A 24906-nucleotide genomic window follows, 5' to 3' on the forward strand; every position below is an offset into this window, starting at 1 on the left:
GTTTTTGTTCTCGTAATTTATGATTATATTAATATTGAACTCATTCCCACTATCATTTAATAAGTTTTTCCATACCGGAAACTTGTTTTTTCTCTTCCATCCGAATTGAAGTTTTTCCAGTAACGGCACTCACTCCCAAGTTACTGCAATGTTGATGAATAATACAGCTAACCCCACATCAAGATCTTGTATTCCTTGCGGTAGAGATGGAAATAAAGTAGCAAGCGTCGTACCTGAAGTAGTCGAGTATATGACAATTAGGATTCCAACGATCATTCCGGCAAAAGCTCCTTTAACGGTAATCGGATTCTTTTTCCACAGACTGAAAAATAGTGCTGGAAACAACTGTGCCATGAAGCTATATGCCATAAGATATAACGTAAAAATCGACTCCCCGCCATTGAACGTAAAATATAGAGTCACTATAGAAATGACAGGTACTAACATCCTGCTCAGTCTTTGAAGCTGCTCATCTGTTGTATTCGGCTTCCACACCTTATATACATTTTTTGAAAGGATCGTGGCCGTAGCCGTCAACACGAGTGAACTGGGTATAAGGGCGGCCATCGCCCCTGATGCTCCAATAACTCCGACAAACCAGGGATCAAATGACATCTTCGCCATTTTAAATAAAGCTAAGTCTGCTTCCGCTCCCTGTAAATTCGGAACTTGGAGAATCGCAGAAAAACCAATAAATAACGAAAAAATGATGATTACTTGATAAATTGGCATAATCATCCTTATCAACAAATGCTAAACTCGAATCTTCCAAACCCTATTTATCAGAAAAAACAGATAATTATCACTGTATTATTACATTGACACCCCTTTAGTTAAGGGCTCATTTACAGCCCAGTTCGGTTTTACGCCAGTAAGAACTTGTTCCACCTGCATTGCTGCATGTACAGCCATGCGTACGGAACCTTCCTTCGTCAATGCCGCATTATGAGGACTGACAATCACATTATCCAATTTAAAAAGGGGATTCCATTTATCAGGAGGTTCAACTTCAAATACGTCTATTCCAGCTCCGGCAATCTCGCCTGCTTGCAAAGCGTTTACTAAATCAATTTCCTTCACCACTCCGCCCCTGGAAGCGTTTACAAAAAAGGAGGAAGGTTTCATCCAGGAAAACTCACGGCTTCCTATTATTCCTTTTGTTGTTTTCGTTAACGGCAGATGTAGACTAATAACATCAGAGTTTCTGAATACCCGTTCTAAATCTGTTGCTATCTCCAGCTCAGAATTCGGGCTGGCTGTAACATAAGGGTCGTAGCCAATCACTTTCATATCGAAGCCTTCGAAAGCCTTTTTTGCCAGTATTCTACCGATTCTACCTAGTCCGATAATCCCCAAAGTCTTGCCTTCCAAGTCCATGCCAAAAAGTTGATTACGGATAGCAAAATTCCCGCTGCGCAGCTCTTTATCAGCCAAGCTTAAGTTTTTGGACAATGATAAAATTAATGCCATTACATGTTCAGCTACAGAATTCGCATTCGCCTCTGGGGTATTTGTTACATATATGCCACGCTCTGTAGCGGCTTCGATATCGATATTGTCCAAGCCCACTCCATACTTAGCTATTACTTTGAGGTTTTCAGCTGCTGTAATAACTTCTCTATTTATTACAGCCGTTGATCTCGTTAATACTGCATCACAACCCTTGATTTCTTCCATAAGAATTTCTTGCGACAAATCAGACCCTACTTTAATCTTAAAGCCTTTTTCTACTAAATAACTTTTCCCCTCTTTCTCAATATCTTGAGGAATATACACTAAATGACTCACATTCCCACCAACCTTTCATGTTAACCTTGAAGGAAAAGCCTTTCCTACTACATTGTTTATATACAATTATTGTGCCAACATAAAAAACATCCGTTTATTCAAGAAAGAAGCCAATTAGTCCTCAAATTAAGAGATAAATAAAGTAAACAATTTGTTTCATAATGAATTAATTTGTTTCAATACGTTTCAATTTGTTTCAATCTTCAAGCTTTTCATCTTTCTCCATAATGTCGTGCGACTCATGCCTAACTCAAAGGCGGCTTTTCCTTTATTAAAATTAACCTTCGTTAACGTTTGAACAATTCTTTCACGCTCGGATAAATGTATTCCGGGTGACATATCTCTCTCTCCGTCTTGTTGCGACAGCGGTATTTTCTTTTTAACTCTATTCGGAAAATACATTTCGATATCGTACACATCAATTAATTTGTTCTTATAAAGAGCACATAATCGCTCACAAAAATTTTGCAATTGGCGAATATTCCCCTCCCAATTCCCTTCACTTAGCTTTTTCATGGCACTATCCGTGATCTTGATTTGTTTTTGTTCCGAATGACCTTTCCGAATAAAGGCATTCACCAATAACGGAATATCTTCTCTGCGTTCCCGAAGCGGAGGCAATACAAGGTCCAGCACACTCAAGCGATAATACAGATCCTCCCGAAAGTCATTACTTTTTACCATTTGCATGAGGTCTTTGTTCGTTGCCGACACAATTCTCACATCAACCGGAATTACTTTATCATCACCGATGCGCATGATTTCCCGCTCCTGCAGGACACGTAGCAGCCGGCTTTGCATTTTTGGGGAGATTTCTCCGATTTCATCTAAAAAAATCGTACCTCTATGGGCCAGTTCAAAAAATCCTTGCTTTCCGCCTTTCATGGCTCCCGTGAAAGCTCCTTCTGCATATCCGAAAAGCTCACTTTCCAATAGATTTTCGGGAAGGGCTGCGCAATTAATGGCTACAAACGGGTTATTTTTACGGTTGCTATGATTATGTATGCTTTGGGCGAATATTTCCTTGCCCGTTCCAGTTTCTCCAATTATAAGAATGTTTGAATCTACTTCACTATAACGTTGAGCCGTTTCAATCGTCCTCTTGATTTCCGAACTCCGATACAATATATCATCAAATGTGTACTTCGCCACATGTCCGCGTGAATGAAGCTTTCTAAAGAACTTCCCTTCCATCTCCTGAATGCGGGTAACATCTTGAAAGGCGACCATATCCCCCACTTTTTTACCTTTTAAAAATATCCCGACTTTTTTTACCGATAATTGAATGGATTGGTAAGCAACCGTATCTTTTTCGTATTCATCATCGCTTAAAAGCATATTACGAAATTTCCCGGGCTTTATTATATCGTATATGGAATTTCCAATTAAGCTCCCCTTGGCAATGGACAAAATCTCCTGAGCCGCCGTATTAAATACGGATATTTGTCCCTTTAAATCTATAGCAATAACCCCTTCATAGGCATAATTAAGAATCGTTTGGTAACGCTTGGTCTTCTCCTGTTCCCTTCTGCTGACAAGAGCTACTCGTTTCGCCTCAATCAACGCCTGCCGAAATGATTCCTTTCCAGTATCAACCAGAATGGCTCCCAACCCTATTTCTTCGGCATATTTACATGTACTTAAACCACTTAACACAACCTCACAGCCATCTCTGGCTGCTAAATCCACTAAACTGACTGAGGACTCGATATCATTTAATATATAGGATTGAATTGGCAAATCAACGATATCCGAAAGGTTTTCAACACCATAAATCATATTTAACGCACCTATGACAGCCACTTTTTTACTGCCAAAACGAGCCTTGCAATCATACAGGGAACGAATGAGATCGATACCCTGCACTGGTATATCAACGATTGGAATGAATTCATTGCTTTCTTTTAAAAGTTTCGTGATTAACCCCCTTGAGATGATTACATCAGCATCAAGCTTCAGCTTTCCAATCTTATCGGCATCCTCAACTACCTCCTCTAATACAAACTTCACCGATCCGTTATCATTGTTTTCCGATGCTTCCAACTTGTTGAATTCCTCAAATCTTTCAAAGGCGTCCGTAATATACCCTTTTCGAGGAACAACGAGTTTTATTTTTATCAAAACACCCACCTCCAACCTAAAATCATTTTGCTTTATTGGATAAAGCTCAAAGCCCTGGTCATACAAGGTCTTGATAGTTCGAGTTAGCTAAGAATGCCGTAAAGTTTTTCAAAGCCAGAATATGAAAAGTTAATGCCTTAAGTACGCATGAGATTAATTCCCCATTTTATCAAGATATTCCATCTTTCACTTTTAAAAATAAAAAACCCTGTTATCGTGGGTTTTTTCATCACAAGGATTTCGATTGGTATTAAATATCACAATAAGAATGGTCATTCAATTCTTCTCAATAAAACTTGCTTTTCATCACTGGAAAACGCTTTTTAACATTATAATCAGTATAATGATTCTCAAGGGGAAAATCATCATATATAAAATATCTATAATTTCTTAAAGTGGCATCGGCTTCTGCTTTTTCACCATAATCCCCCTCCCTTTCTCGCTAATAGGACTATATTCCTTTATTCTTCATACCAATGTGGAATTCCTTTTGATTTTATCGTTAGTGACAATAAAATTAGCCTACAAAAAGATTAACCCCGTTCAAGAATTCTGAACGGGGTTTTTAAATAAATAAGAGCTGTTTAATTTTGAGTTTTTATGGAGTTTAGTTCTCAAACATCATAAGTCTGTTCATTCAAGGTGGTTTTACTTGCGAACTTAAAAAGGATCGGCTATGACAAGGATTTTCCCTGCTTTAATATCCTCCATATATTGATCGACTTCGGCTTCCTCCAGCCCAAGATCCAATAATGGCTTCCTCAATCCGCCTGCTCCCGATGCTGCCCCGGCTGCGGCTCCGCCAAATGTGGTGAAAATCGGACCCGCTGCCAATATCGGACCAATTCCTGGTACGGCTAATGCACTCATTCCAATAAGCAGGCCTGTCAACCCGACAGCTCCGCCGGCTGCTGCCCCAGCTACTAATCCATCAGTTTTTGCCGGGCTGACTTCCTCGGCTTCAGTTGGTAATTTATCGATGTTTTTTGCCACTAATGATATTTGATCGGATGTATATCCTTGTTCCTTTAAATTTTTGACTGCTGAAGTCGCTTCATTTTCATTATCATATATTGCTATAAACCTCTTGTCCATGGTATCTGCTCCTTTAAAAGTAATGTATTGTACAATACCCTTAATTGAGGTTTAATAACCTTCCATGAAAGAAATGAATTTCATTCCCGGATTTGCCCCTGGCCGTATATGAAGTACTTGCTTGATGTTAAGGCCGGTAACCCCATTGGTCCACGTGCATGCAGCTTTTGTGTGGAAATGCCGATTTCTGCGCCATAACCGAATTCAAAGCCGTCTGTAAAACGGGTGGAAGCATTGTGATAAACTGCTGCGGCATCTACTTTATTCAAAAATGCGTAAGCATTTTGTTCATCCCTCGTTAGGATTGCCTCAGAATGCTTGGAACCGTACCGGTTTATGTGATCAATGGCATCGGATACACCTTTTACAGTTTTCACGCTGAGTTTTAAAGCCAGGTACTCAGTTGACCAATCTTCCTCCGTAGCCGTTTTCGCTCTCGGAAAGGAGCTGCAAACCGCTTCATCTCCATATAATTCAATACCCTTTTCGTCCAGGAGTTCCAGAATACGCACTCCATTTTCTTTAAACCATTCTTCATGGATTAGAAGCCCCTCAATAGCATTGCATACGGATGGGCGCTGAGTTTTACCGTTTAAGACAATTTTCTCGACCATCGTGATATCTGCGGTCTGATCGATGAAGATATGGCAATTGCCTGCACCTGTCTCAAGGACGGGAACAGTGGACTCCTTAATGACCGTTTCAATTAAATTCTTTCCGCCGCGGGGAATCAAAACATCTAAATACTCATTAAGATGAAAAAGTTCCTTAGCGGTTTCACGACTTGTATCCTCGATCAACTGAACAGCTTCTACAGGGATTTCCGTATTCTCCAATGCTTTATGAATGGAAGAGACTAGTGCCATATTGGAGTATTTAGCTGAAGAGCTGCCTCTTAAGATGACAGCATTCCCCGTTTTCAAGGATAATGTAGCTGCATCGATGGTCACGTTAGGCCTTGCTTCATAAATCATTCCGATTACCCCGATCGGCACCCGTTGCTTTTTAATCAATAAACCATTCTCTTTTTTGATCGTCTCCAATCGTTCCCCAATCGGATCATTTAAATCGATTAAAAGCATAATGGCCGCTGCCATGTCATCAATACGGTTAACATTCAACATAATTCGATCTAATATAGACTCGCTGAGACCTTTTTTCCTGCCATCTTCCAGATCCTTTTGGTTTTCCTTTATCAAAAAATCTTTATCGATAATAAGTTGTTTAGCAATTTTTCCAAGTGCCTCATTCTTCTTTTCCGTACTCAAACCGATTAGCTGATAACTGGCTTTTTTGGCTGCCTTTCCTTTCGCCGTCACTTCACTCATTTCCAAATTCCCCCTTTTTTCTTGAAATTTATTTTTTATGCTTTCACCCATTTATCGCGATGGATAACTTCTATGGAAGTGATTATAAGCTCGGATGTCCTCTTTCCCATCGCCTGTTTTAATTCTTCGTCGGAATAAAGGACCTCACCCCGCCCTAATAACCCATTTGCACCAAAGACTTCGACAACATCACCCTTATTGAAGACTCCTTTAATTTCATAAATTCCAGCTGGCAGCAGACTGCTGCCATTTGAAACTAAGGCCCTTTCGGCACCTTCATCAACGAAAATTTTCCCGGATACTTTTGAATGAAGTGATATCCATTGTTTGTTTTTCGTTACCGTCGTCAAGAGATCATTCCCAATATACGTGCCATCACCATTGCCTTCAAGGATTGTTAGAAGTTTATCACTCCCCAAACCAGAACCGATGAATACTTTCACCCCTAGAGACAATGCAGTTTGCGCTGCAATCAGCTTCGATTTCATCCCACCGGTTCCGACATTGGAACCTGCACCTTCTGCCATTTGCAATAAATCATCCGTTATTTCGGATAGCTTATCAAATCGTTTAGCCCCTGGATTTGTCTGTGGATTGGAATCATAAAGCCCATTAATGTCCGTTAATATGATCAAGTTGGACGCGTGGACCAGGCCGCTTACTAAGGCGGATAGCATATCATTATCACCAAAAGTCAACTCCTCGACCGATACTGTATCATTTTCATTTATGATCGGAAGGATGCCGCGTTCAAGCAATTCCATCAATGTGGCATATGCATTTTTATATCTATCTTTTTTCGAGAAATCTTTCCTTGTTAATAAAATCTGCGCCGGAACGATTCCAAAATGCCCCAATTGTTCCATATACGATTGAATCAATAGGCTTTGACCTACAGCTGCAGCAGCTTGTTTTCCTTTGAGAGTGACAGGTCTCGTCGGGTAGCCAAGCTTGCGAAAACCTGTCGCTACAGCACCTGATGAAACAAGGACAACTTCATGTCCGGCTTTCCTTAAAGCTGCCACTGCCTGGATATGATCGGAAAATTTATTCTGGTCGATTTCACCTTGTGTGTTGGTCAAAGAACTACTTCCTATCTTTACAACGATGCGTTTCTTTTCCATCGATTACTTCCTCCAATAAATATCTAAGACATGAAAAAAAGCCCTTTTCATCCTCGAAATAAGGACGAAAAGGGCTGCTCTCCGTGGTACCACCTTCATTGAATGCAAATTCATGCATTCCACTTTGCCTGATAACGCCAGGATTTGCGCCTATGTTTTGCATAGGACTCAAGAAGCAGGTTCTGCGCATTCCTGTCGCGGGCCTTCCAGCAATTGACGCCGCTCTCTGTCACAGTGATTCTCGCATACTAATCTTCTCTCAACGTTCATTGTTTTAATATAGTATGCAAAATTATCTTCTTGATGTCAATAACATTCCTTCGATGAATGAACCTTATAGCGCCATGGCTGGGCCGAAGAATTCATAGTGAATTTTATCCGTATCTACCCCAAGCTCTTTCAGGTAAGTGATGATGGCCTTCATGAAAGGCACAGGGCCGCACACATAATAATCAGCCTCAGGTTTAACAATACTGCTCAATAATTCCTTATCAACATACCCTTGCTTTGCAAAATTCGGCAGGTTCTTATCATCCTCACTCGGATTTTTAAAGACAAAGGATAAATGATAACTGGCAAGCTTGTGCGTTAGTTCTGTCAGTTCCGTTCTGAACGGCTGTAAAGTGCCTTTATCGGATGCGTGAATGAATTGGACATCACGCTCAGGTGTTTGTTCAGCTACTGCATGAACCATACTCATGAAAGGCGTTATGCCAACGCCTCCGCTCAAGAATACTGCCGGAGTTCGTTTTCCCAAATCAATGGTGAAATCACCTGCAGGAGCCGTTACGTCTATACTGTCACCCATCTGAATGGATTCATGCAAGTAGTTAGAGACCCTTCCATCTGGAGAGGTTCCAGGCTTTTCTTTTTTAACGGAAATCCGGAAGTAATCTTTTCCCGGAACATCAGACAAACTATACTGACGGTTGAATAAATAGCGTTCACCCGGTATCTCGATACGAACGGTAATATATTGTCCAGGAAGAAATGCTGGAACCTTGTCACCATTTGATGGCTTTAAATAAAAGGAAGTGATTACGTCACTTTCCCGTACTTTTTCCACCACTGTGAATCGTTTGAAATCAGACCATCCGCCGACCTGATTGGAAGCTTGATCGTACATTTCCTTTTCAATGCTAATGAAAACATCGGCAATGACTCCATAGGCCTCTCCCCAAGCTTGGAGGATCTCTTCTGTAGCCGAATCTTGTAATACTTCCTTGATTGCTCCTAATAGATATTCTCCAACAATAGGATAATGCTCAGCTTTAACAGCAAGACTTCTGTGTTTTTGTGCTATTTGCTTCACGGCAGGTAAGATTGTTTCAAGTTGATCTATATGTTTAGCCGCTGCCAAAACCGTGTTGGCAAGTGCAGTTTGCTGACGCCCCTTTTTTTGATTGGCGTGATTAAAGACATTTAACAATTCAGGATGTGCTTCGAAAAGATTTTTATAGAATACAGTTGTGATAGTTGCACCATGCACTTCTAATACGGGTACGGTTGATTTGATAACATCGATAGTTTTCTGGGATAGCATAGGTAAACCCCTCTTCATAAACAAGTATTTTAAATACATGTTTATATTAGAACTTAAATGCATTAAAAGCAATATTTTTTATACATCTTTTTATATAATAAGTTTTCATGTTTATAAAATGTTCACATTTATGATATAGTCTAATGGGGATAGAATGTGAGGCGATAAACATGAGGTTGACGAGTTATTCCGATTACTCACTAAGAGTGTTGATTTACCTGGCTTCCCACGACCAAAGCAAATTGTCAAATATTAAAGAGATATCTGAAGTTTATCAACTGTCTAAAAATCACTTGATGAAGATTGTTCATAATCTAGGTAAATTAGGCTATATTGAGACCATACGTGGAAGAAATGGCGGTTTCCGGCTTGCAAAATCACCCGCCGAAATAAATGTAGGGGAACTGGTACGGAGAACTGAAGAAGATTTTTATTTAGTGGAATGTTTTAAAGATCACGATAACTGTGTGATTTCTCCCGTTTGTTCATTGAAATTTGTCCTTAATAATGCCTTGGATGCTTTTTTAAAGGTCCTTGATCAATATACGATTGCAGACTTCAGCGAAAATAAAGTGATGCTCAAAACTTATTTCGATTCAGTTAAGCAGCATGACGAAAAGCCCGATTTTTTATAATCGGGCTCTTTTTCATTAACCGATGATACGTTCAATCTGCCATTCCTTTTCCATTCGCAAATCCATGATCCCTGAACCCGTTTTCAATAGGACTTTAAGGGGATCGTATGGATTGATCATGATGATCGTCCCGTTTCGTCCATTGGTAAGCGAGACTTCTTTTCCGACTAAAGTGGACATTAATCGGTTTACAAACTCCAGCAGTATCTCTGGATTGAATTTACCGAACTTATCGCTGTTCATTTGCTCAATCACCTTATAAAACGGCATGGCCTGATGATATACACGATTTGAAGACATCGCATGGAATACATCGGCTATTGCGACGATTTTCGAATGATGATGGATATCATTCCCCATCAGACCATGTGGATAGCCTTTTCCATCTTCCCGTTCATGGTGCTGAAGGGCTGTTAATGCAATCGATGGTGGGATTCCTGGGATACTTTTAAGTAATTCATAACCATAAATGGCATGGCGTTTCATTTCTTCATATTCTGCCGCAGTCAGTTTACCCGGCTTTTCCAATATACTATCCGGAATCCTTGTTTTACCCACGTCATGCAGTGTGGCTGCCAGTGTCAGTGCTGAAAGGTTTTCTTTCGATAATCCAAGCTTCATCCCTAGATAAGTGGCAATTATTCCGACACCGATATTATGCTTATACGTGTACTCGTTATTTGCTTGCAGCTCTTCGAAAAGGTAATAAACATCAGGATTCTTTGCAGCTTGTGCAATGACAGGTGCTACCTCCGCTTTAATCTCTTCAACATTTTCAAGCTGTATTTTTCCTTCATTACGTATATCTTGAAAGATGTTTTTGATTTGAATAGAAGCTTTATTGATTCTTTCATGAATCTTTACTTTAGGTTGTACATGATCTTCAGTTAGATTAGATTCACCTTTTTTCAATTCTTCCATTTTGAAATCAATTTCAGGTATGGTAAGAGGCGGATTCGCTTTATTAATTAGCTTCCCTCTTCTATTTTTCATCGCTCTCACACTTTTCTCTATTTTTTACCTATAATACCATATCTGACATTGTGTCTTAATGAAAACAATTTTTTGGCACTTAAGTTCGGTCACTAAGTTCATTGCCTAGGCGTTTTAATTTTTCACCAACCGTACATTCTGAAATACAAAACTGATGGGCATACGTACGCCCCTTCTCTTTTCGAAAATGCTTTCGCAAAAAACAATCCTGGCAAAATGAAGCAAGAACATCTTCCACTTCTTCATATATTTTTTTCCTGTTCATTGTTGTTATGGCTCCTTTGATTCAACAATCTCTATTTTGCTGAAAATAGCTTTTCCCTGCAGTGCAAGTGTTGCCAAGCGATCAGCTTCCTGGTTTTCCTTCCGAGAAATTGGTTTGCAGACCGGAATGATCTTTAATTTATCCAGTTTCGCTTCAATGCGGTCCAGCCATTTATTTAAGTTTTCTTCCATACAGGGCCATTCACCGGAAAGTTGATTTAAGACAACGAGAGAATCCCCTTTAAAGACACAGCTTTGATGATGCACCCCAAGTTCTTCCATCTGACTGACCGCTTCATGAAATGCCGCATATTCCGCTTCATTATTGGATTCGAATTGGTCCAATTTCACGTTGGTGCGTAACCGCCAGAACTTCTTACCTTGTCGAAAGTAAATAGCTACACCGAGTCCTGCCACCCTTTCATCTTTTTGAAAACCGCCATCAAAAAAAACCGTCACATCCTGCGGCTCTTCCTCAACTTCCGTCAGGAGTTTCTTTAGCTCTTTCTTCGTCCATGTTGTATCGAATTCATCCTTGAATTCCACTTCTTTCAGCCTTCCTGCCTTTTCAAGATCCTCCGTAATGACCAGTGCAGTCCCGGCATCAAGCCAATCTGAAACGAAATCGGCAGATGGTTTTTTTGAAGCATGATATGTCCATTGCATAATTACCTTCAAAGATTTCCAGCTCCTTATCCATTCACCATTCATGCAGAACAGCTTACAATTTTCATACCTTTTTTTCGTCATACCCTTTATAATATATTGTAAGCATTTGAATCACTCTTTTTAATTATAGTTCCCATATCAGCCTGAAATTCTCATGTTTCAATCTTATTTTATATGAAACATTTTTTATAAAGGCATATTGACAGTTAAACTCGAGGAGGAGCATATATTGATCGAAGTGTATATTGATGGTGCCAGTGCGGGCAATCCCGGGCCGAGCGGCGCAGGTGTTTTCATAAATAATAACGGTGTGGTCGAGAGGCATTCATTTCCGCTTGGAAATATGGAAAACCATGAAGCGGAATACCATGCTTTAATCAAAGCATTGGAAATTTGTGTAGCCAATAAGTATCAAATCGTTTCTTTCCGTACTGACTCCCAAGCCATCAACCAGGCCATTGAAAAAAGATTTGCAAAAAATAAGTATGCGATATTGCTGGAACGGGCGCTAAAGCTTTCCGACGAGCTTGAATTATTTTTCATGAAATGGATTCCAAACCTTGAAAACAAGTCCGCGGATGAATTGGCGAGACGGGCCATTCGCATGAATAAGGCTGAGGAAATTCATGAACAAGACAGCTGATTTTTCGTTATTATTCGTTGTATTCATCTGGGGCGTGACTTTTGTCATGGTTCAAAACGCCCTGTCATTTCTTGACCCATTCACGTTTAATGCCGTCCGTTTCTTCATGGCCTTCGTTTTCTTGCTCATTCCATATATATCGACTTTACACAAAAAAGGGAAAACTTGGAATAAAGGCCTCATTATAGCCGGGTTTCATATTGGGGTTTGGCTTTTTCTGGGATATGGGCTTCAAACGATCGGATTGAATTATACGACTCCTGCAAAGACAGGCTTCATAACAGGATTAAGTGTCGTCATGGTACCGGTTTTTTCCTTGCTGCTTTTAAAACATCGGCTTTCCCGCAATACATTGATCGGTGTCGCAGCGGCAACCATTGGGCTTTATCTAATGACTTTCGCTGACCGCTCCAATTTGAATATCGGTGATTTACTGGTATTTTTATGCGCAATCAGTTTTGCCATGCAGATCATTACTACCGCTAGATATGCCAAGACCCTACCCGCTTTACCGTTGACGCTGATTCAGGTTTCGACCGTATCTTTATTATCATTTGTTTCAGCCTTCATTTTCAACGAGAATCATTCCGTAATCTTCAGCTCAGAGGTCATGTTACAGAAGGATGTATGGACTGCTTTATTGGTTACTGCAGCCCTTGCCACGGCGTTCGCCTTTTTCGCACAAACCTTCTTCCAAGCTTATACGACACCTACAAGAGTGGCGCTGATCTTTTCTATGGAACCGGTTTTTGCTGCGTTATCCTCATACATATTGATAGGGGAAAAATTGACTACCGCCTCCATCATCGGCTGCGCATTCATTTTCTTGGGAATGATTTTCGCTGAACTGCCTGTTAAGAAAAAGAAATCGGTGACACAGGAGTTTTCTTGAAAAGCCCAATTAAATAAATCGGACTCCCAGTTACGAAGTCCGATTTATTTAAGCAGCCCCTGTTCTTTTGCAAACGATACCGCTGCACTACGCGTTTCAATGCCATTTTGTTTTAAGTTTTCCAAAAAGGAAATATAAAAACTGCCATCAAAATTCTTTTGTACCTTCAATGTCAATTCTATTGCTGCATTGACTAAAATATCACTTGCATCCGTGTAGCGCTTACCAAAATAAATAAAACCAATAGCATCATTACCAAAAGTGAATCCCTTACCCTCTAAAAAACTAACATACTCTTCAGTTGACTTCGCCAATTCTGCATCCACTCCATACTTCATACCTTATTTTCATCTTACCGTATATCAAAGATTTTGACTATCCATTTTTCGACAAAAAAATCACCATACAAAATAACGGAGCACCCATTGGGAAGCTCCGCTTGTTTGATTAAATCATTCGCAGTAAAGCCCTGAATTCATGATCATTAGCCAGATTTTTTACCTTCTCGCGATCATACTGATAGACCGCATCGTCCAAAGAACATGAAATTGGTACATCACATTTTATTTCTGCTAGCTTTCTGGATAAATGAAGCATATCGACGGCGGATTCAATTTTAGCCCGCTGCCCATTCGTCAATGAAGCAACATTTTCAAGAATCCCTTCGATATTTTGATACTGGATCAATAATTTCAACGCTGTCTTTTCCCCTATTCCTTTAACTCCGGGATAGTTATCAGCTGTATCACCCATTAAAGCTTTTAAATCGATCATTTGTCTTGGTGTAATCCCTTTCCATTCAAAAAAGCTATCGGGATTATGCACCTCATAGTTACCATACCCTTTTTTTAACAAAAGTACGGAAATGTTTTCATCTATTAACTGCAGCATATCTTGATCGCCAGTCAATATACCCACACGGCTATTTTGGGCAGATGCTTTGGCAATTGTCCCGATACAGTCATCCGCCTCATATCCAGAGAGCCCTATGTTAGGGATATCAAATGCTTCAACCGCTTTTTTCGCCAGGTCGAATTGAGGAATCATTTCGACTGGAGCTTCTGATCGATTAGCCTTGTATCCATCAAATAATTCATTTCTGAAGGTCTTGCTGCCCATATCCCAACAAACCGCTACATGACTGGGTGAAAAGTGATTCACCGCCGTCAGCATATGCTTCAAAAAACCTTGAACGGCATTGGTTGGTATGCCTTTCGAGTTAATCATGAATTGACCAGTAACAGCCGTTGCATAAAAAGCTCTAAATAAAAGCGCCATCCCATCGACAAGCATAAAGGAAGGGTGCTGCTCGTTTTCTTTCATTAACACATTATCACCTCTATCATGATGTACTTCCATTTTAACATAACCGTCCCCTTTTTTAAGGATCGTTTAATTGGAAAAAATATTATTCAATTGGATTATCATCATAGGAGATCCAGTCACTGAAACTGCCAATATAAATCTTCACATCTTTAAAACCCGCTTCTTTCAGGGCGATATAATTTGGTGATGCGGTTACACCTGAACCGCAGTATACAATGATTTCATTATCATTACCGATGCCTGTGAAATTCGACTGAAGATCTTCCTTCTTTTTAAAATAGCCATTTTCCAGAACGTTCGTCCACACCTTATTTACGGCACCAGGTATATGGCCGGCTTTTTTATCAATCGGCTCCTCAATTCCCTCGTAGCGTTTAGATTCCCTTGAATCGATTAAAATGACATCGTCTGGCCTATTCATTGTGTAATTCTTTACTGTTTGGAAAGAAGCAAAAACGGACTCATTTAAATCGATATGATATTCAGCTGGCACATAATTCGTTTGATTCGAGTCAATGGGATAGCCCGCATCCCTCCAGGCGCGATATCCCCCGTTAAGAACAAAAACTTTCCTATGTCCAAGGTAGCTCAGCAGCCAAGCAAACCTGGAAGCAAAAGAACCTTCTCCGCCATCATAAGCAATGAGTACCGTATCATTGGTGATTCCATCTGATTCCAGTTTACCTTTAATGGTTTCCAGGTCAGGAAGAGGATGTCTTCCTCCATGTTTTTTAACCTGACCCGATAAGTCCTTTTCTAGATCGAAATAAACAGCGCCTGAAATATGGTCTTTTTTGTATGCCTTATACCCTGCATCAGGAGTGCCTAGCTGAAAGCGGCAGTCACAAATTCTGATATCATTGGAATTCAACAACGGCAACAGCTCTTCTTTTTCGATTATTAAACTCATCTGTATAACCCCCTACTTCAAAATGGCCCAAATTAATTCATTAAGCTCCGTTTCCATGCTCTTCCCTTGATGTAGCCCAGTTATCTCATTCTTTAAGGAAAGTGATTTCCCTTCCAATAGCAAATGATTCTTTTCACTTTCATTGTTGCTTATACATTCTTCCATTTGTTTTGCCTTGAATATCCGGGTCATCCCGGTTTTCAATTCTTGATCAATTGAAACCAAATCAAGTAATTCCCATACCGATAAAGGTGGCAGTGAACCCCGTTGGATGATATATTCCAAGATTAAATATGAACGGCATACTTGTACCCATATTTTTAGTTCTTTTCTTTTGGATTCTTTTGTTTTTGTCAATTGTTGAAGATTGTCGCTCATCATCCGATAATAATGGTGCCCCAGTGCCTTTTTGGAATAGCAATCCGCTATCAAACCATTCATCTTCCTATAATAATCCGGATGCATAATCAACTTGATTTGCGACTGAAATAATTCAAATAAAGCAGGATTACTCTTTAAGGTAAGACGTGATGTTTTAAATAGATCCCAGCCTTCCATGTCAAATTGGCCTTCTTTCATTTGAATGACTTCAACTGGCTGACTTAAGCTGAGGTATGATCGCTTATCATTATGAACATATATAAATCGAACATCATAATCAGATTGGCCGGATGCTAAACCAAAAGAATGGCTGCCAGTAACAGCAGCCATCAAAATGGTCATATCCTCTTTCTTTTCCAGGTATCTCAATCTTGAAATAAGGTTTTCTTTCATGAATGAACCTCGTTTCTATTTCGAATGCATTTTTGCCAATTCAGCTACAGCATTTTCATAATACGGTAAATCGACCGTTTCCTCCAATGCTGCACGTAAGCCTGCAAAGATATCCGATATTTCCGTTTTAAACTCTTTTTGAATCGCAAGTAACTCTTGATCGAGGACTTCAGTATACATTTCGAAAATCCGCTCACCCTGTTCTTTAACATATATAAGGGCAGGTTCATCCAAACTCTTCTGAAGCCCTTCGCTCATTTTCGCTTTCTCATTTTTTTCAAAGAAAGATTTTGGATTTTTAAATAATGATAATTCCTTTTTGAATTCTCCCGTATCCAATTGGGCAAAAGCTCCTGTAAATTCAATGGACTCCCTCTCATTAGGCTCATATGGCTGCAATGAAAGGGTTCTTCTTACTTTTTGCATTTGCTGAAGCAAACTGCTTTGTTTCTCATTCAGTAATTTATTTACGAACATTTCCGTCCTTAATGCCGTTGCCCGCATTTCCTGGGCAAGGTCAAAGCCTAACGCATCCAATAAGTTCTTCATCGATTGCTTGAGGACAATTTTCAGATCGCCTCCATCATCTTTTAAAACAGCCGGATTGAACGATTCTTTAAAGAAATCATTAAACCGGAAGAAGACTCGTTGTTTACTATAGAAGGTCAATTCGTCGACTTCTTTTTTCAAACGCTGCCTTTCTGCATCCCCTTTAATGACTGAGAGGAGTTCCGAAATGGACTGTGACTCTTGAGAAAGGGTTTCCAGGGCATTTCGTTTCGCTTTCTCATCCTGCCTTGAAGCTGTAATTACATCTCGTAGCAGTTCTTCCGTTCTTTTTACAGCCGCTTGAGCCGATTCAATTGCAAGTCCAGTTAAATCGTTTTCTATGAAAGAATCGAATTGGCCTTGGAATTCGGAAATTCCGCTATTAGGAAGGAAAGAATGCTTAAATGAACCAGGCGTTTGTTTTTCCATCAACGCTCCCTTACTCGTAAGCGGGAACAGTTTTGGAAAACGGATTCCGAATCCATTCAATTGATCTGTGACATAATCCATCACTTCGTCCAATTCGTCAGTGGTTTGAGCCAGATCGACGGCATTGACAATGAAAAACATCTTATCCATAGCGAATGAATCTTTCACACGTCCAAGTTGTATCAAGAACTCCCTGTCCGCCCGTGAGAATGGGTGATTATAATAGGTCACAAAAAGAATGGCATCCGAATTCTTAATATATTCGAAAGCTGCTCCTGTATGTCGTGCATTTATCGAATCCGCCCCAGGCGTGTCAACAAGGACCATCCCCTGCTTTGTCATTTCACAGTCATAACGCAATTCAATCAGATCAACAAGACATGACTTGGACTCTTCTGCAGCAAAACGTTTAAATCCTTCAAGATCTACCGTAACCACATTTCCTAGATCATTTTGGTACTCTGGCAGCCCTTGATGAAAAGCCCTTAGAAAGGATAAATGAGTCTTCCCCTTATCGACTTCCCCCGCCTTCGCAATGATTTGCCCTGCTAGTTGGAGGGCTTCATCTAGAGTCTTTGCCGATTTATCAAAAGCTGCCAAGGCCAGGCTTACATCTTCAAACAGCATCGCTTCGGTCTTTAATTTGACGGTTGCCGTTCCATGTGGATGCTCAGCGTCCGAAGACATGATTTTGTTGATTGCGGCAGTTGTCGGATTTGGTGAAACAGGAAGAACGCTTTCTCCCATCAACGCATTGGCAAAGGAAGATTTGCCCGCACTGAATGCACCGAAGAGGGCAACCGTGAACGTCTGCTGTTCCAAGCGATTTGCCTTCTCTTTCAATTCCTTATAAAGTGATTGAAATCCTCTCAAAGGTTGTATAAGCTTGGCTGCCTGTTGTAAACTCGCTGCAGTCTCCATCAGCTTTTCTTTTCCGCGTAAATCAGCAGCATCAGATGAAGAAACTGTCACGGAAGGTACAGCTTCCTTGTTTTCTTTATCATAATCACTTTCAGGTTGTTCGTTGACGGACCTTGAATTACTTCCTTTTTCGGTTTTCATGATTTTGACCGTAATATTTTTTTCCTCTTCATTCCATTGAGTTAACAGCATATCGATATCACGCTCATCTGCTAATGATTCAGTTTGATGGGCAATGGCCTCTAAACGCTCCGTTTGGTAAACGATTTCCGCGTTCATCGCAGCAGTAACTTTAAGGGCTTCCGCAAATTCAGAATATCCTTCAAGCTCCTTATCGATGGATATAGACTGCTGTTCCACTATTCCTTCCATAACGGTAACCATTTCATTCAAAAATCCTTCAGATACATCACGTGCTTTCTTTTTGATGGCTGATGCTAAATCATTCGTATAGTTTAAAACGTATTCACCCGTAATATCGACTTGAGGCCTCAAAGAATTTTTTATGTAAGATTCCGTTACCTCGATCTGAAGTGCCTGAGCCTTACCTTCAAGTGTTGAATCATGGATCTCCGCTTGATTAAGCATTTTAACTGCTAATTCTTTAATATGCCATTCAAGCTGGGTTTTTACCTTTTCTTGTAGATCGCTCAAGAACGCCTTGATACGTGCCTCACGTTCGGCATCCGTTTTTTTCTTGGCAAATAATAGACCCATTTTAAAATCTGGCTGAGCCGATTCCAAGAAAGATTTACCCAGGTCCCGTGTTGCCGCGGGCATGATGTACGCACCTTTCAAAATCGTTTCTAATGCATCAGCGTATTGGACCTTGATGTCCTCTATGCGTCCCGTTAATGATTTTTTTTCTTTCAATAGGCTGTCCACTTGATTCGTCAGGTGTACTCGTTCTTCATGAGGAAGTTCTGACAATACTTCAAAATCATCGGCATGTTCCTCTTCATACTGCTCCTTCAGCCAATTAAGATGCCTTTCGACAAGGGCATTAGCAGATTGCATGATGGCATCTTTGCCATCATTTAGACCTTTGCCAGCCATTTCATATATGAATTGCTTGACCACTTCTATTTCATTTTCACTATTGTTCAAGTCTCTTACGGAAGTATAAAAAATCCCGTCAGGATATACATTCCAGTTCGCAAATGCTTCAGAAACGGAAAGCTTGAAGTCTTGAAAGCTAAGCTCGTTCTCATCATGCTTATCAATCATATTGATAATTAAGTATGTCGGTTTTTCAGCCTCTAACAGCTCTTTAGTGAATAGGAAGTTCACCTCTGATTGGACGTGATTGTAGTCCATGACATAGAAGACGACATCAGCTAGATGCAAGGCAGATTCCGTAGAAACTCTATGTGCATCATCTGTTGAATCAATTCCTGGAGTATCCATGATCGCACATGAATCCGGCAGTGAAAAATCATTGGAGCTTATCGTTATTGCCGATACTGAGTCTCCATCCTTGGCAAATTTCTTGACCTCTTTAAAATCATAAGGTGCAGGAAATAATACTGGTGGCTGATGATGGTAATAGACCTTGGCATAGTCTTCGCCTTTTTGGACTTTTACCGTATTTGCACTCGTTGGAATCGGACTTGAAGGCAGTACTTGATCACCAAGGAAAAAATTGATCATACTGGATTTCCCCGCTGAAAAATGCCCGCAAAATGCAATGATGAACTCCTCTTTATTCACTTTCATGATTAACTGTTTCAGTTTATCGGCATTGCCTGTATCACCTGCCGATTGAAATTTCTCATACATGGCAGTCAAAATCCCCAATTTGGACTGTTGCTTTAATGTTTCTTGAATCATGAATCCATACCCCTTAATCTATCGTCATTTTGATATTCTTATTGTAAACGATTTCGTTTGTTATTCATACCATCAGCTTTATTTTTACTATATGATTCATTACAGTCCATGTTCAAAAAAAAAACCACCGATTGGTGGATTCATGCAGTTTGATTCATATTGACTTGGAATGCAAAAAAAAAACCAGGATGTTTACCTGGTTGTAGGGGTGGGGTTAAAAGCAGCTCGGTTTTCAATTGGTGACTCGGTATAAGGTTTTAATGCCTTTACCGGTTTTTGAATATTATTCAATACATGTTTCATCACAAAACCATATGTAGCGATTGTCAATAAAATGAATACCCAAACCATTACCAACACCATCCTCTTATATATTGTTTAGCTTTTAGTTATTAGTTATTTAAATAAAATTATCGAGATCCGAATGAGAATAATTTTCATCTTCATTTAGAATCTTATCACGAACGATAATCATTTTCAATAAGAAATTAAATTTATTTATTATTTTCCCTTAAAAACCGTAGAATATTCCGTATGTTCCTTTAATGCCTTCTCTTCCAGCGGGATTCTTACCGTCATCATCCAAACATTCAATAAACTAAAGATGATAGCAGTATAATATGCATTGAATAATAAGGAAATAACTAAAATCTCAGTTGCGACTATGATATAGTTCGGATGTTTGAAATATTTATAAGGACCTTTAATGACTACATCGGCATCAGGAACCACTATGATTTTTGTATTCCAATGTTTTCCCAATGAACGGATTACCCAAATCCTGCCTGACTGCGCAATTATAAAAAGGGTCAGCCAAATTGGCCAAAGTCCAGACATATTCCTTTCAAGCACGATCACTTCAATAATGAGAACAATAAAAAAACTAAGATGCATTAGAACCATCCACCTGTAATGGGACTCACCGTATTCCACTGCTCCTGCAGCTTTCAGCTGTTTTTCATTTTGTTTGGCGATATATAATTCAACCAGGCGCTGTATAGCGATCAAGATAATGAGAATGGCAAAGATCATCACTTCCACCTCATTAACACAAGTTCAGATGAAAACCCAGGCCCTAATGCAGCAGCCAGGCCCATCTCACCTTTATTCCCGCCCCGCTGCATGAACCTCTCCAGAACATACAAAATAGTCGCTGATGACATATTGCCAAATTCACGCAATACGCTCATTGACTCTGCCGTCATGCTTTCATCGAACCCGAGAGCTTCGTGATATGCATCAATTACTTTCTTGCCTCCAGGATGAGCGATGAAATCTTTTATATCATTTAAATCGAATCCATTCTCCATTAAGAACTCTTGAACATTCGGTTTAAGCCAATCCTTGATGATTGTAGGGATATCTTTCGAAAAGATCACGTATAACCCTTGATCTTTTACATCCCAACCCATGACATCCAATGAATCCGGCATAAGCGTCGATTGCGAATCCAAAAATTGCAAATGTCTTACTTTTTTTGAAAACTGTTCATTCGGCACTTCATCACCGCAAACCAAAACACAGCTTACTCCGTCGGAAAATAAGGAAGTCCCAATTAAATTGCTTTTGGAGATATCATTCCTTTGAAATGTCAAACTGCATAACTCCACGCTTAAAACAATGACCTTCGCAGTCGGGTATGCTTGGCAATATTCAAAAGCACGTGATAGTCCACTCGCTCCCCCTGCACAGCCAAGCCCCCAAATCGGAATCCTTTTAGCATGCGGGTTAAATGGAAGTTCATTCATTATCCTGGCATCAATGGTCGGGGTCGCAATCCCCGTGCTTGAGATAAAGAAGAAAGCATCTAACTCGTTTGCCGGCAGTTCTTCTTTTAAAAATGCTGTGTTCGCTAAGCATTTTTCTATAGCTTCTTTCCCAAACTTGACTGCCTGCTGTATATATAAATCATTCCGCTCGGCAAAAGAATGATCCTCTTTAAACCAATCGAGATCATTTGAAAAATATCGATTCTCCACTTGTCCATTCTTAAAGGCCTTCAGTAACCGTTCTATATTCTTAAAAGATGTTCCAAATATTTCTCTCGAAAATTCCATGATTTTTTCCTGTGAAAGTAAATATGGCAGCTTTACATGTGATGCAGATAATAAATACGGCATGATTCCACCCCTAATTATTCATGATATGGTTAATATACCCACCAGGATATCAATTATGCTTTATAGCTAAATGGTTATATTTATCTGGATTTTATAATATTTTTTCTTTTTTTCTTATAGAAAAAAAAGACTATAAATTCGATAAAAGAACATAACCATACAAGTGGGAATGAAATTGGAAATCAACACTATAATCACAAAATTGTTATATGGAACCATCCAGGGCGGTAGTCCCTTATTCCTTTCTCTTTGGACATTCAAAAGCCTTACATTATAAGACAGCCTTTCGAACAGGAACCCAATAGCGTCCTTATTGGCATGACAGGGGATATCCGTGGGAGAATAATGATTGAGGGGACTAACGGATGCATGAGTAAAATAGGTGAAAGTATGTTTGGCATGCCGTTAGAAGGTGAAATGCTTGATCTTATGCAGTAGAATTCGGCAACATAATTGCCGGTAATATTACCGCCCCTTTAGCAGAAGAGAATCCATTGATTTATATTACACCGCCCACCGTCATTGTGGGCTATGGCGAAATGCATGTTACCCATATCATAAAAAGGCGTAGGTACCCTTCTTATCATCTTAATGATCGAAATGTAATTCACGAAACAATAAAACCCCCTTACCGATTTTAGGTAAGGGGGCACTTTCATTCTTCCTTCTTTACTGAAGATTGATTTTGCACTTGTATGATGATATTTTGAAACTCCTCTTTTCCACACACACTGCACCTATACTCCTGGCTTAGAATGGTCCGACAATGAATACAATATTTTTTCTCCATCCCTATCACTACTTTCCTGAACATATACTATCAATATATTCAAAAAGTGAAGAGAGTTTCCTTTTATCTGACAAAACGCCAATTTGATTATCAATGATATTATTCGGCCTAAATGTAAAAATGCCCAAAATCCTCATCATCTGAGAAATTTGGGCATTTAATGGGTGAATCTATCAAGTTTAGCGAAACTATTTTCAGGCTACATTTTGACCTTCAATACGCGTTTCCTTCACTTTGCCTTTTGTAGGGACGATGTTAAAGACAATATTCAAGAAAATGGCTGTCAAACTTCCGGCTACAATACCGTTTTCAGTTAAGATTTGAAAGCTTTCCGGAATTTGCGCAAATAACTCAGGAACGACCGTCACTCCAAGTCCCATACCTACTGAACAAGCGATGATCAATAAATTTTCTTGAGAAGCAAAGTCCACTTTGCTCAACATCTTAATTCCAGCGGCAATTACCATCCCGAACATCGCAACCATTGCACCGCCAAGCACGGATGAAGGGATAATAGTCGTGAATGCACCGATTTTCGGAACAAAACCTATGAAAATGAGAATGCCGGCTGTTGTGTATATGACATTTCTTGTTTTAATGCCTGACAATTGAATCAAGCCGACATTTTGTGAAAAAGCTGTATAAGGAAACGAATTGAACAAACCGCCAATCATGATGGCAAGTCCTTCAGAACGATATCCGCGAGCTAGATCGTCTTCTGAAATCTCTTTGTCCGTGATTTCACCAAGGGCATAATAAACACCAGTCGATTCCACCAAGCTGACGATCGCCACCAATGTCATTGTAATGATTGCCGTGACGTTAAATGTCGGAGTTCCAAAGTAGAAAAAATGTGGCATATGCAGCCAATTGGCACTGACCACTGAGCTAAAATCCACTTTTCCAAGGAAGAAGGCCGCAAAGGTTCCGACTAACAGCCCCAATAAAATAGAAATGGAGCGTACGAATCCCGTCGAGAATTTATACATGAATATGATGAATAACAAAGTTCCAAAACCAAGAGCTACATTATTCAAGTCTCCGAAATCAGCAGCTCCCTGGCCTCCACCAAGGTTGTTGATGGCAACAGGAATGAGCGTAATGCCAATAATCAAAACGACCGATCCAGTGACAATGGGCGGGAAGAACCTTGCCAGTTTTCCGAAGAACTTACTAATGATAATGACGATCAATCCCGACGCCAAAATAGATCCATAAATGGAGTTGATTCCATATTGCGTACCAATTGCAATCATCGGGCTAACTGCTGTAAATGTGCAGCCTAGGACGACCGGAAGCCCAATTCCAAAGAATTTATTTTTCCACACTTGCAATAAAGTTGCTATCCCACACATCAAAATGTCTATCGAAACTAAATAAGTTAACTGCGCTGCAGTCAATTCCAGCGCCCCACCGACAATCAATGGAATGACGACGGCACCGGCATACATGGCGAGAACATGTTGTAATCCTAAGGATGCAACTTTTAATGGTGATTGATTAGACATTGACGGCTGCTCCTTCCTTTTCCTCAGCGAACGTTATCTCACCGAATTTCAACTCAGCAATTCTCGCAAGTGATTCCACTTGGAAGCCTTGTTCCCTAAGATCCTTACCACCACTTTGAAATGCTTTTTCAATCACGATGCCGATTCCGGCCACTTCTGCTCCAACCTGCTTACAGATTTCCACCAAGCCCCTGGCTGCCTGTCCGACCGCAAGGAAGTCATCGATGATCAAGACCTTATCTCCAGCTTCAATATATTTATTGGAAACCGTAATGGTATTGGTTTCTTTTTTTGTAAAGGAATGAACGGAAGCCGTCACTAAATCATTTGTTAAAGTAAGTGATTTACGTTTACGGGCAAAAATGAGCGGAACTCCCAATTCCAAAGCAGCCATCAAACCAGGACCAATGCCTGATGATTCAATTGTCAGCACTTTCGTGATTTCCTTGTGTTCGAAACGTTTAACGAATTCTTTACCAATTTCTTTCATTAGCATAGGATCCATTTGATGATTTAAGAATGAATCTACCTTTAAAATATCTTCTGATAAAGCTTGACCCTCGGACAAGATTTTTTCCTTTAAAAGTTGCATGAAGGTTCCTCCCAATCTTGGATGTTTATTGACCCATAAACCACACAATTATTTCCCGGCAT

Annotated in this window: 23 protein-coding genes; 3 read left to right on the top strand and 20 right to left on the bottom strand. The window is 39.9% G+C overall.

All coding sequences use genetic code 11. The features are described 5' to 3' along the window. Positions 1-129 precede the first annotated feature (129 nt). The 7 genes from LQ188_RS11720 to hmpA form a co-directional block, all read right to left on the bottom strand. Positions 130-732 carry a hypothetical protein gene (locus LQ188_RS11720; RefSeq protein WP_230176913.1) on the bottom strand — a complete coding sequence of 201 codons (603 nt, stop codon included), beginning with the start codon at positions 730-732 and terminating at the stop codon, positions 130-132. Positions 733-813: 81 nt separating this feature from the next. Beyond that, positions 814-1788 (bottom strand): hydroxyacid dehydrogenase, encoded by a 975-nt coding sequence (locus LQ188_RS11725; protein WP_230176914.1) that lies wholly within the window; start codon positions 1786-1788, stop codon positions 814-816. Positions 1789-1974: 186 nt separating this feature from the next. Next, a complete protein-coding gene (locus tag LQ188_RS11730) occupies positions 1975-3909 on the bottom strand; it encodes a sigma 54-interacting transcriptional regulator (RefSeq protein ID WP_230176915.1) in 1935 nt (644 codons plus the stop codon). A gap of 660 nt (positions 3910-4569) precedes the next feature. Beyond that, positions 4570-5004 (bottom strand): general stress protein, encoded by a 435-nt coding sequence (locus LQ188_RS11735; protein WP_230176916.1) that lies wholly within the window; start codon positions 5002-5004, stop codon positions 4570-4572. Positions 5005-5084: 80 nt separating this feature from the next. Then, entirely contained in the window at positions 5085-6332 is a 1248-nt protein-coding gene (locus LQ188_RS11740; RefSeq protein WP_230176917.1) for a glutamate-5-semialdehyde dehydrogenase, read from the bottom strand. A gap of 35 nt (positions 6333-6367) precedes the next feature. Next, positions 6368-7456, bottom strand: coding sequence for a glutamate 5-kinase (gene proB, locus LQ188_RS11745; protein ID WP_063593971.1), 1089 nt, complete (start codon positions 7454-7456; stop codon positions 6368-6370). 334 nt (positions 7457-7790) lie between these two features. After that, positions 7791-8999, bottom strand: a complete 1209-nt coding sequence (gene hmpA / locus LQ188_RS11750) for an NO-inducible flavohemoprotein (RefSeq protein ID WP_230176918.1) — start codon at positions 8997-8999, stop codon at positions 7791-7793. A 170-nt stretch (positions 9000-9169) separates the two neighbouring features. Here hmpA and LQ188_RS11755 point away from each other — a divergent pair, with 170 nt between their 5' ends. Then, positions 9170-9634 carry an Rrf2 family transcriptional regulator gene (locus LQ188_RS11755; protein ID WP_101222351.1) on the top strand — a complete coding sequence of 155 codons (465 nt, stop codon included), beginning with the start codon at positions 9170-9172 and terminating at the stop codon, positions 9632-9634. A gap of 15 nt (positions 9635-9649) precedes the next feature. Here the strand turns inward: LQ188_RS11755 and LQ188_RS11760 are convergent, their stop codons facing one another. From LQ188_RS11760 to LQ188_RS11770, 3 genes are all read right to left on the bottom strand, one after another. Beyond that, positions 9650-10627, bottom strand: a complete 978-nt coding sequence (locus LQ188_RS11760; RefSeq protein ID WP_230176919.1) for an HD-GYP domain-containing protein — start codon at positions 10625-10627, stop codon at positions 9650-9652. Positions 10628-10706: 79 nt separating this feature from the next. After that, positions 10707-10892, bottom strand: coding sequence for a zinc-finger domain-containing protein (locus LQ188_RS11765; protein WP_101222353.1), 186 nt, complete (start codon positions 10890-10892; stop codon positions 10707-10709). Positions 10893-10897: 5 nt separating this feature from the next. After that, on the bottom strand, positions 10898-11569 hold the full coding sequence (locus LQ188_RS11770) for a ribonuclease H family protein (RefSeq protein WP_230176920.1): 672 nt from the start codon (positions 11567-11569) through the stop codon (positions 10898-10900). Positions 11570-11789: 220 nt separating this feature from the next. On the opposite strand from LQ188_RS11770, the gene LQ188_RS11775 reads away from it, so the two are divergent. Both LQ188_RS11775 and LQ188_RS11780 read left to right on the top strand, forming a co-directional pair. Continuing rightward, complete coding sequence (locus LQ188_RS11775; RefSeq protein WP_230176921.1) at positions 11790-12203, top strand: reverse transcriptase-like protein; 414 nt, start codon at positions 11790-11792, stop codon at positions 12201-12203. Then, positions 12187-13095 (top strand): DMT family transporter, encoded by a 909-nt coding sequence (locus LQ188_RS11780; RefSeq protein ID WP_101222355.1) that lies wholly within the window; start codon positions 12187-12189, stop codon positions 13093-13095. Before LQ188_RS11775 ends, LQ188_RS11780 begins: the two co-directional genes overlap by 17 nt. Before the next feature lie 44 nt (positions 13096-13139). Here the strand turns inward: LQ188_RS11780 and LQ188_RS11785 are convergent, their stop codons facing one another. From LQ188_RS11785 to LQ188_RS11835, 10 genes are all read right to left on the bottom strand, one after another. After that, the gene (locus LQ188_RS11785; protein ID WP_230176922.1) at positions 13140-13421 is read right to left on the bottom strand and encodes a DUF6123 family protein; all 282 of its coding nucleotides are present in this window, start codon (positions 13419-13421) and stop codon (positions 13140-13142) included. 121 nt (positions 13422-13542) lie between these two features. Then, positions 13543-14418: a 5'-3' exonuclease H3TH domain-containing protein gene (locus LQ188_RS11790; RefSeq protein WP_101223445.1), complete on the bottom strand. Its 876-nt coding sequence runs from the start codon at positions 14416-14418 to the stop codon at positions 13543-13545. Positions 14419-14503: 85 nt separating this feature from the next. Next, the gene (locus LQ188_RS11795; protein WP_230176923.1) at positions 14504-15331 is read right to left on the bottom strand and encodes a sulfurtransferase; all 828 of its coding nucleotides are present in this window, start codon (positions 15329-15331) and stop codon (positions 14504-14506) included. Between the two features lie 12 nt (positions 15332-15343). Further along, positions 15344-16105: a nucleotidyltransferase domain-containing protein gene (locus LQ188_RS11800; RefSeq protein WP_101222357.1), complete on the bottom strand. Its 762-nt coding sequence runs from the start codon at positions 16103-16105 to the stop codon at positions 15344-15346. Positions 16106-16120: 15 nt separating this feature from the next. Beyond that, positions 16121-19834, bottom strand: a complete 3714-nt coding sequence (locus tag LQ188_RS11805) for a dynamin family protein (protein WP_230176924.1) — start codon at positions 19832-19834, stop codon at positions 16121-16123. 192 nt (positions 19835-20026) lie between these two features. Continuing rightward, a complete protein-coding gene (locus LQ188_RS11810; RefSeq protein ID WP_230176925.1) occupies positions 20027-20191 on the bottom strand; it encodes a hypothetical protein in 165 nt (54 codons plus the stop codon). 144 nt (positions 20192-20335) lie between these two features. Beyond that, the gene (locus tag LQ188_RS11815; protein ID WP_230176926.1) at positions 20336-20866 is read right to left on the bottom strand and encodes an isoprenylcysteine carboxylmethyltransferase family protein; all 531 of its coding nucleotides are present in this window, start codon (positions 20864-20866) and stop codon (positions 20336-20338) included. Further along, on the bottom strand, positions 20866-21954 hold the full coding sequence (locus LQ188_RS11820) for a 3-oxoacyl-[acyl-carrier-protein] synthase III C-terminal domain-containing protein (protein ID WP_230176927.1): 1089 nt from the start codon (positions 21952-21954) through the stop codon (positions 20866-20868). The genes LQ188_RS11815 and LQ188_RS11820 overlap by 1 nt, the downstream gene beginning before the upstream one ends. Positions 21955-22938: 984 nt before the next feature. Continuing rightward, positions 22939-24252 (bottom strand): nucleobase:cation symporter-2 family protein, encoded by a 1314-nt coding sequence (locus LQ188_RS11830; protein ID WP_101222361.1) that lies wholly within the window; start codon positions 24250-24252, stop codon positions 22939-22941. Next, on the bottom strand, positions 24245-24844 hold the full coding sequence (locus LQ188_RS11835) for a xanthine phosphoribosyltransferase (RefSeq protein WP_101222362.1): 600 nt from the start codon (positions 24842-24844) through the stop codon (positions 24245-24247). The genes LQ188_RS11830 and LQ188_RS11835 overlap by 8 nt, the downstream gene beginning before the upstream one ends. Positions 24845-24906 lie beyond the last annotated feature (62 nt).

It is taken from the genome of Peribacillus sp. Bi134 (assembly GCF_918698065.1).
GTDB lineage: Bacteria > Bacillota > Bacilli > Bacillales > DSM-1321 > Peribacillus.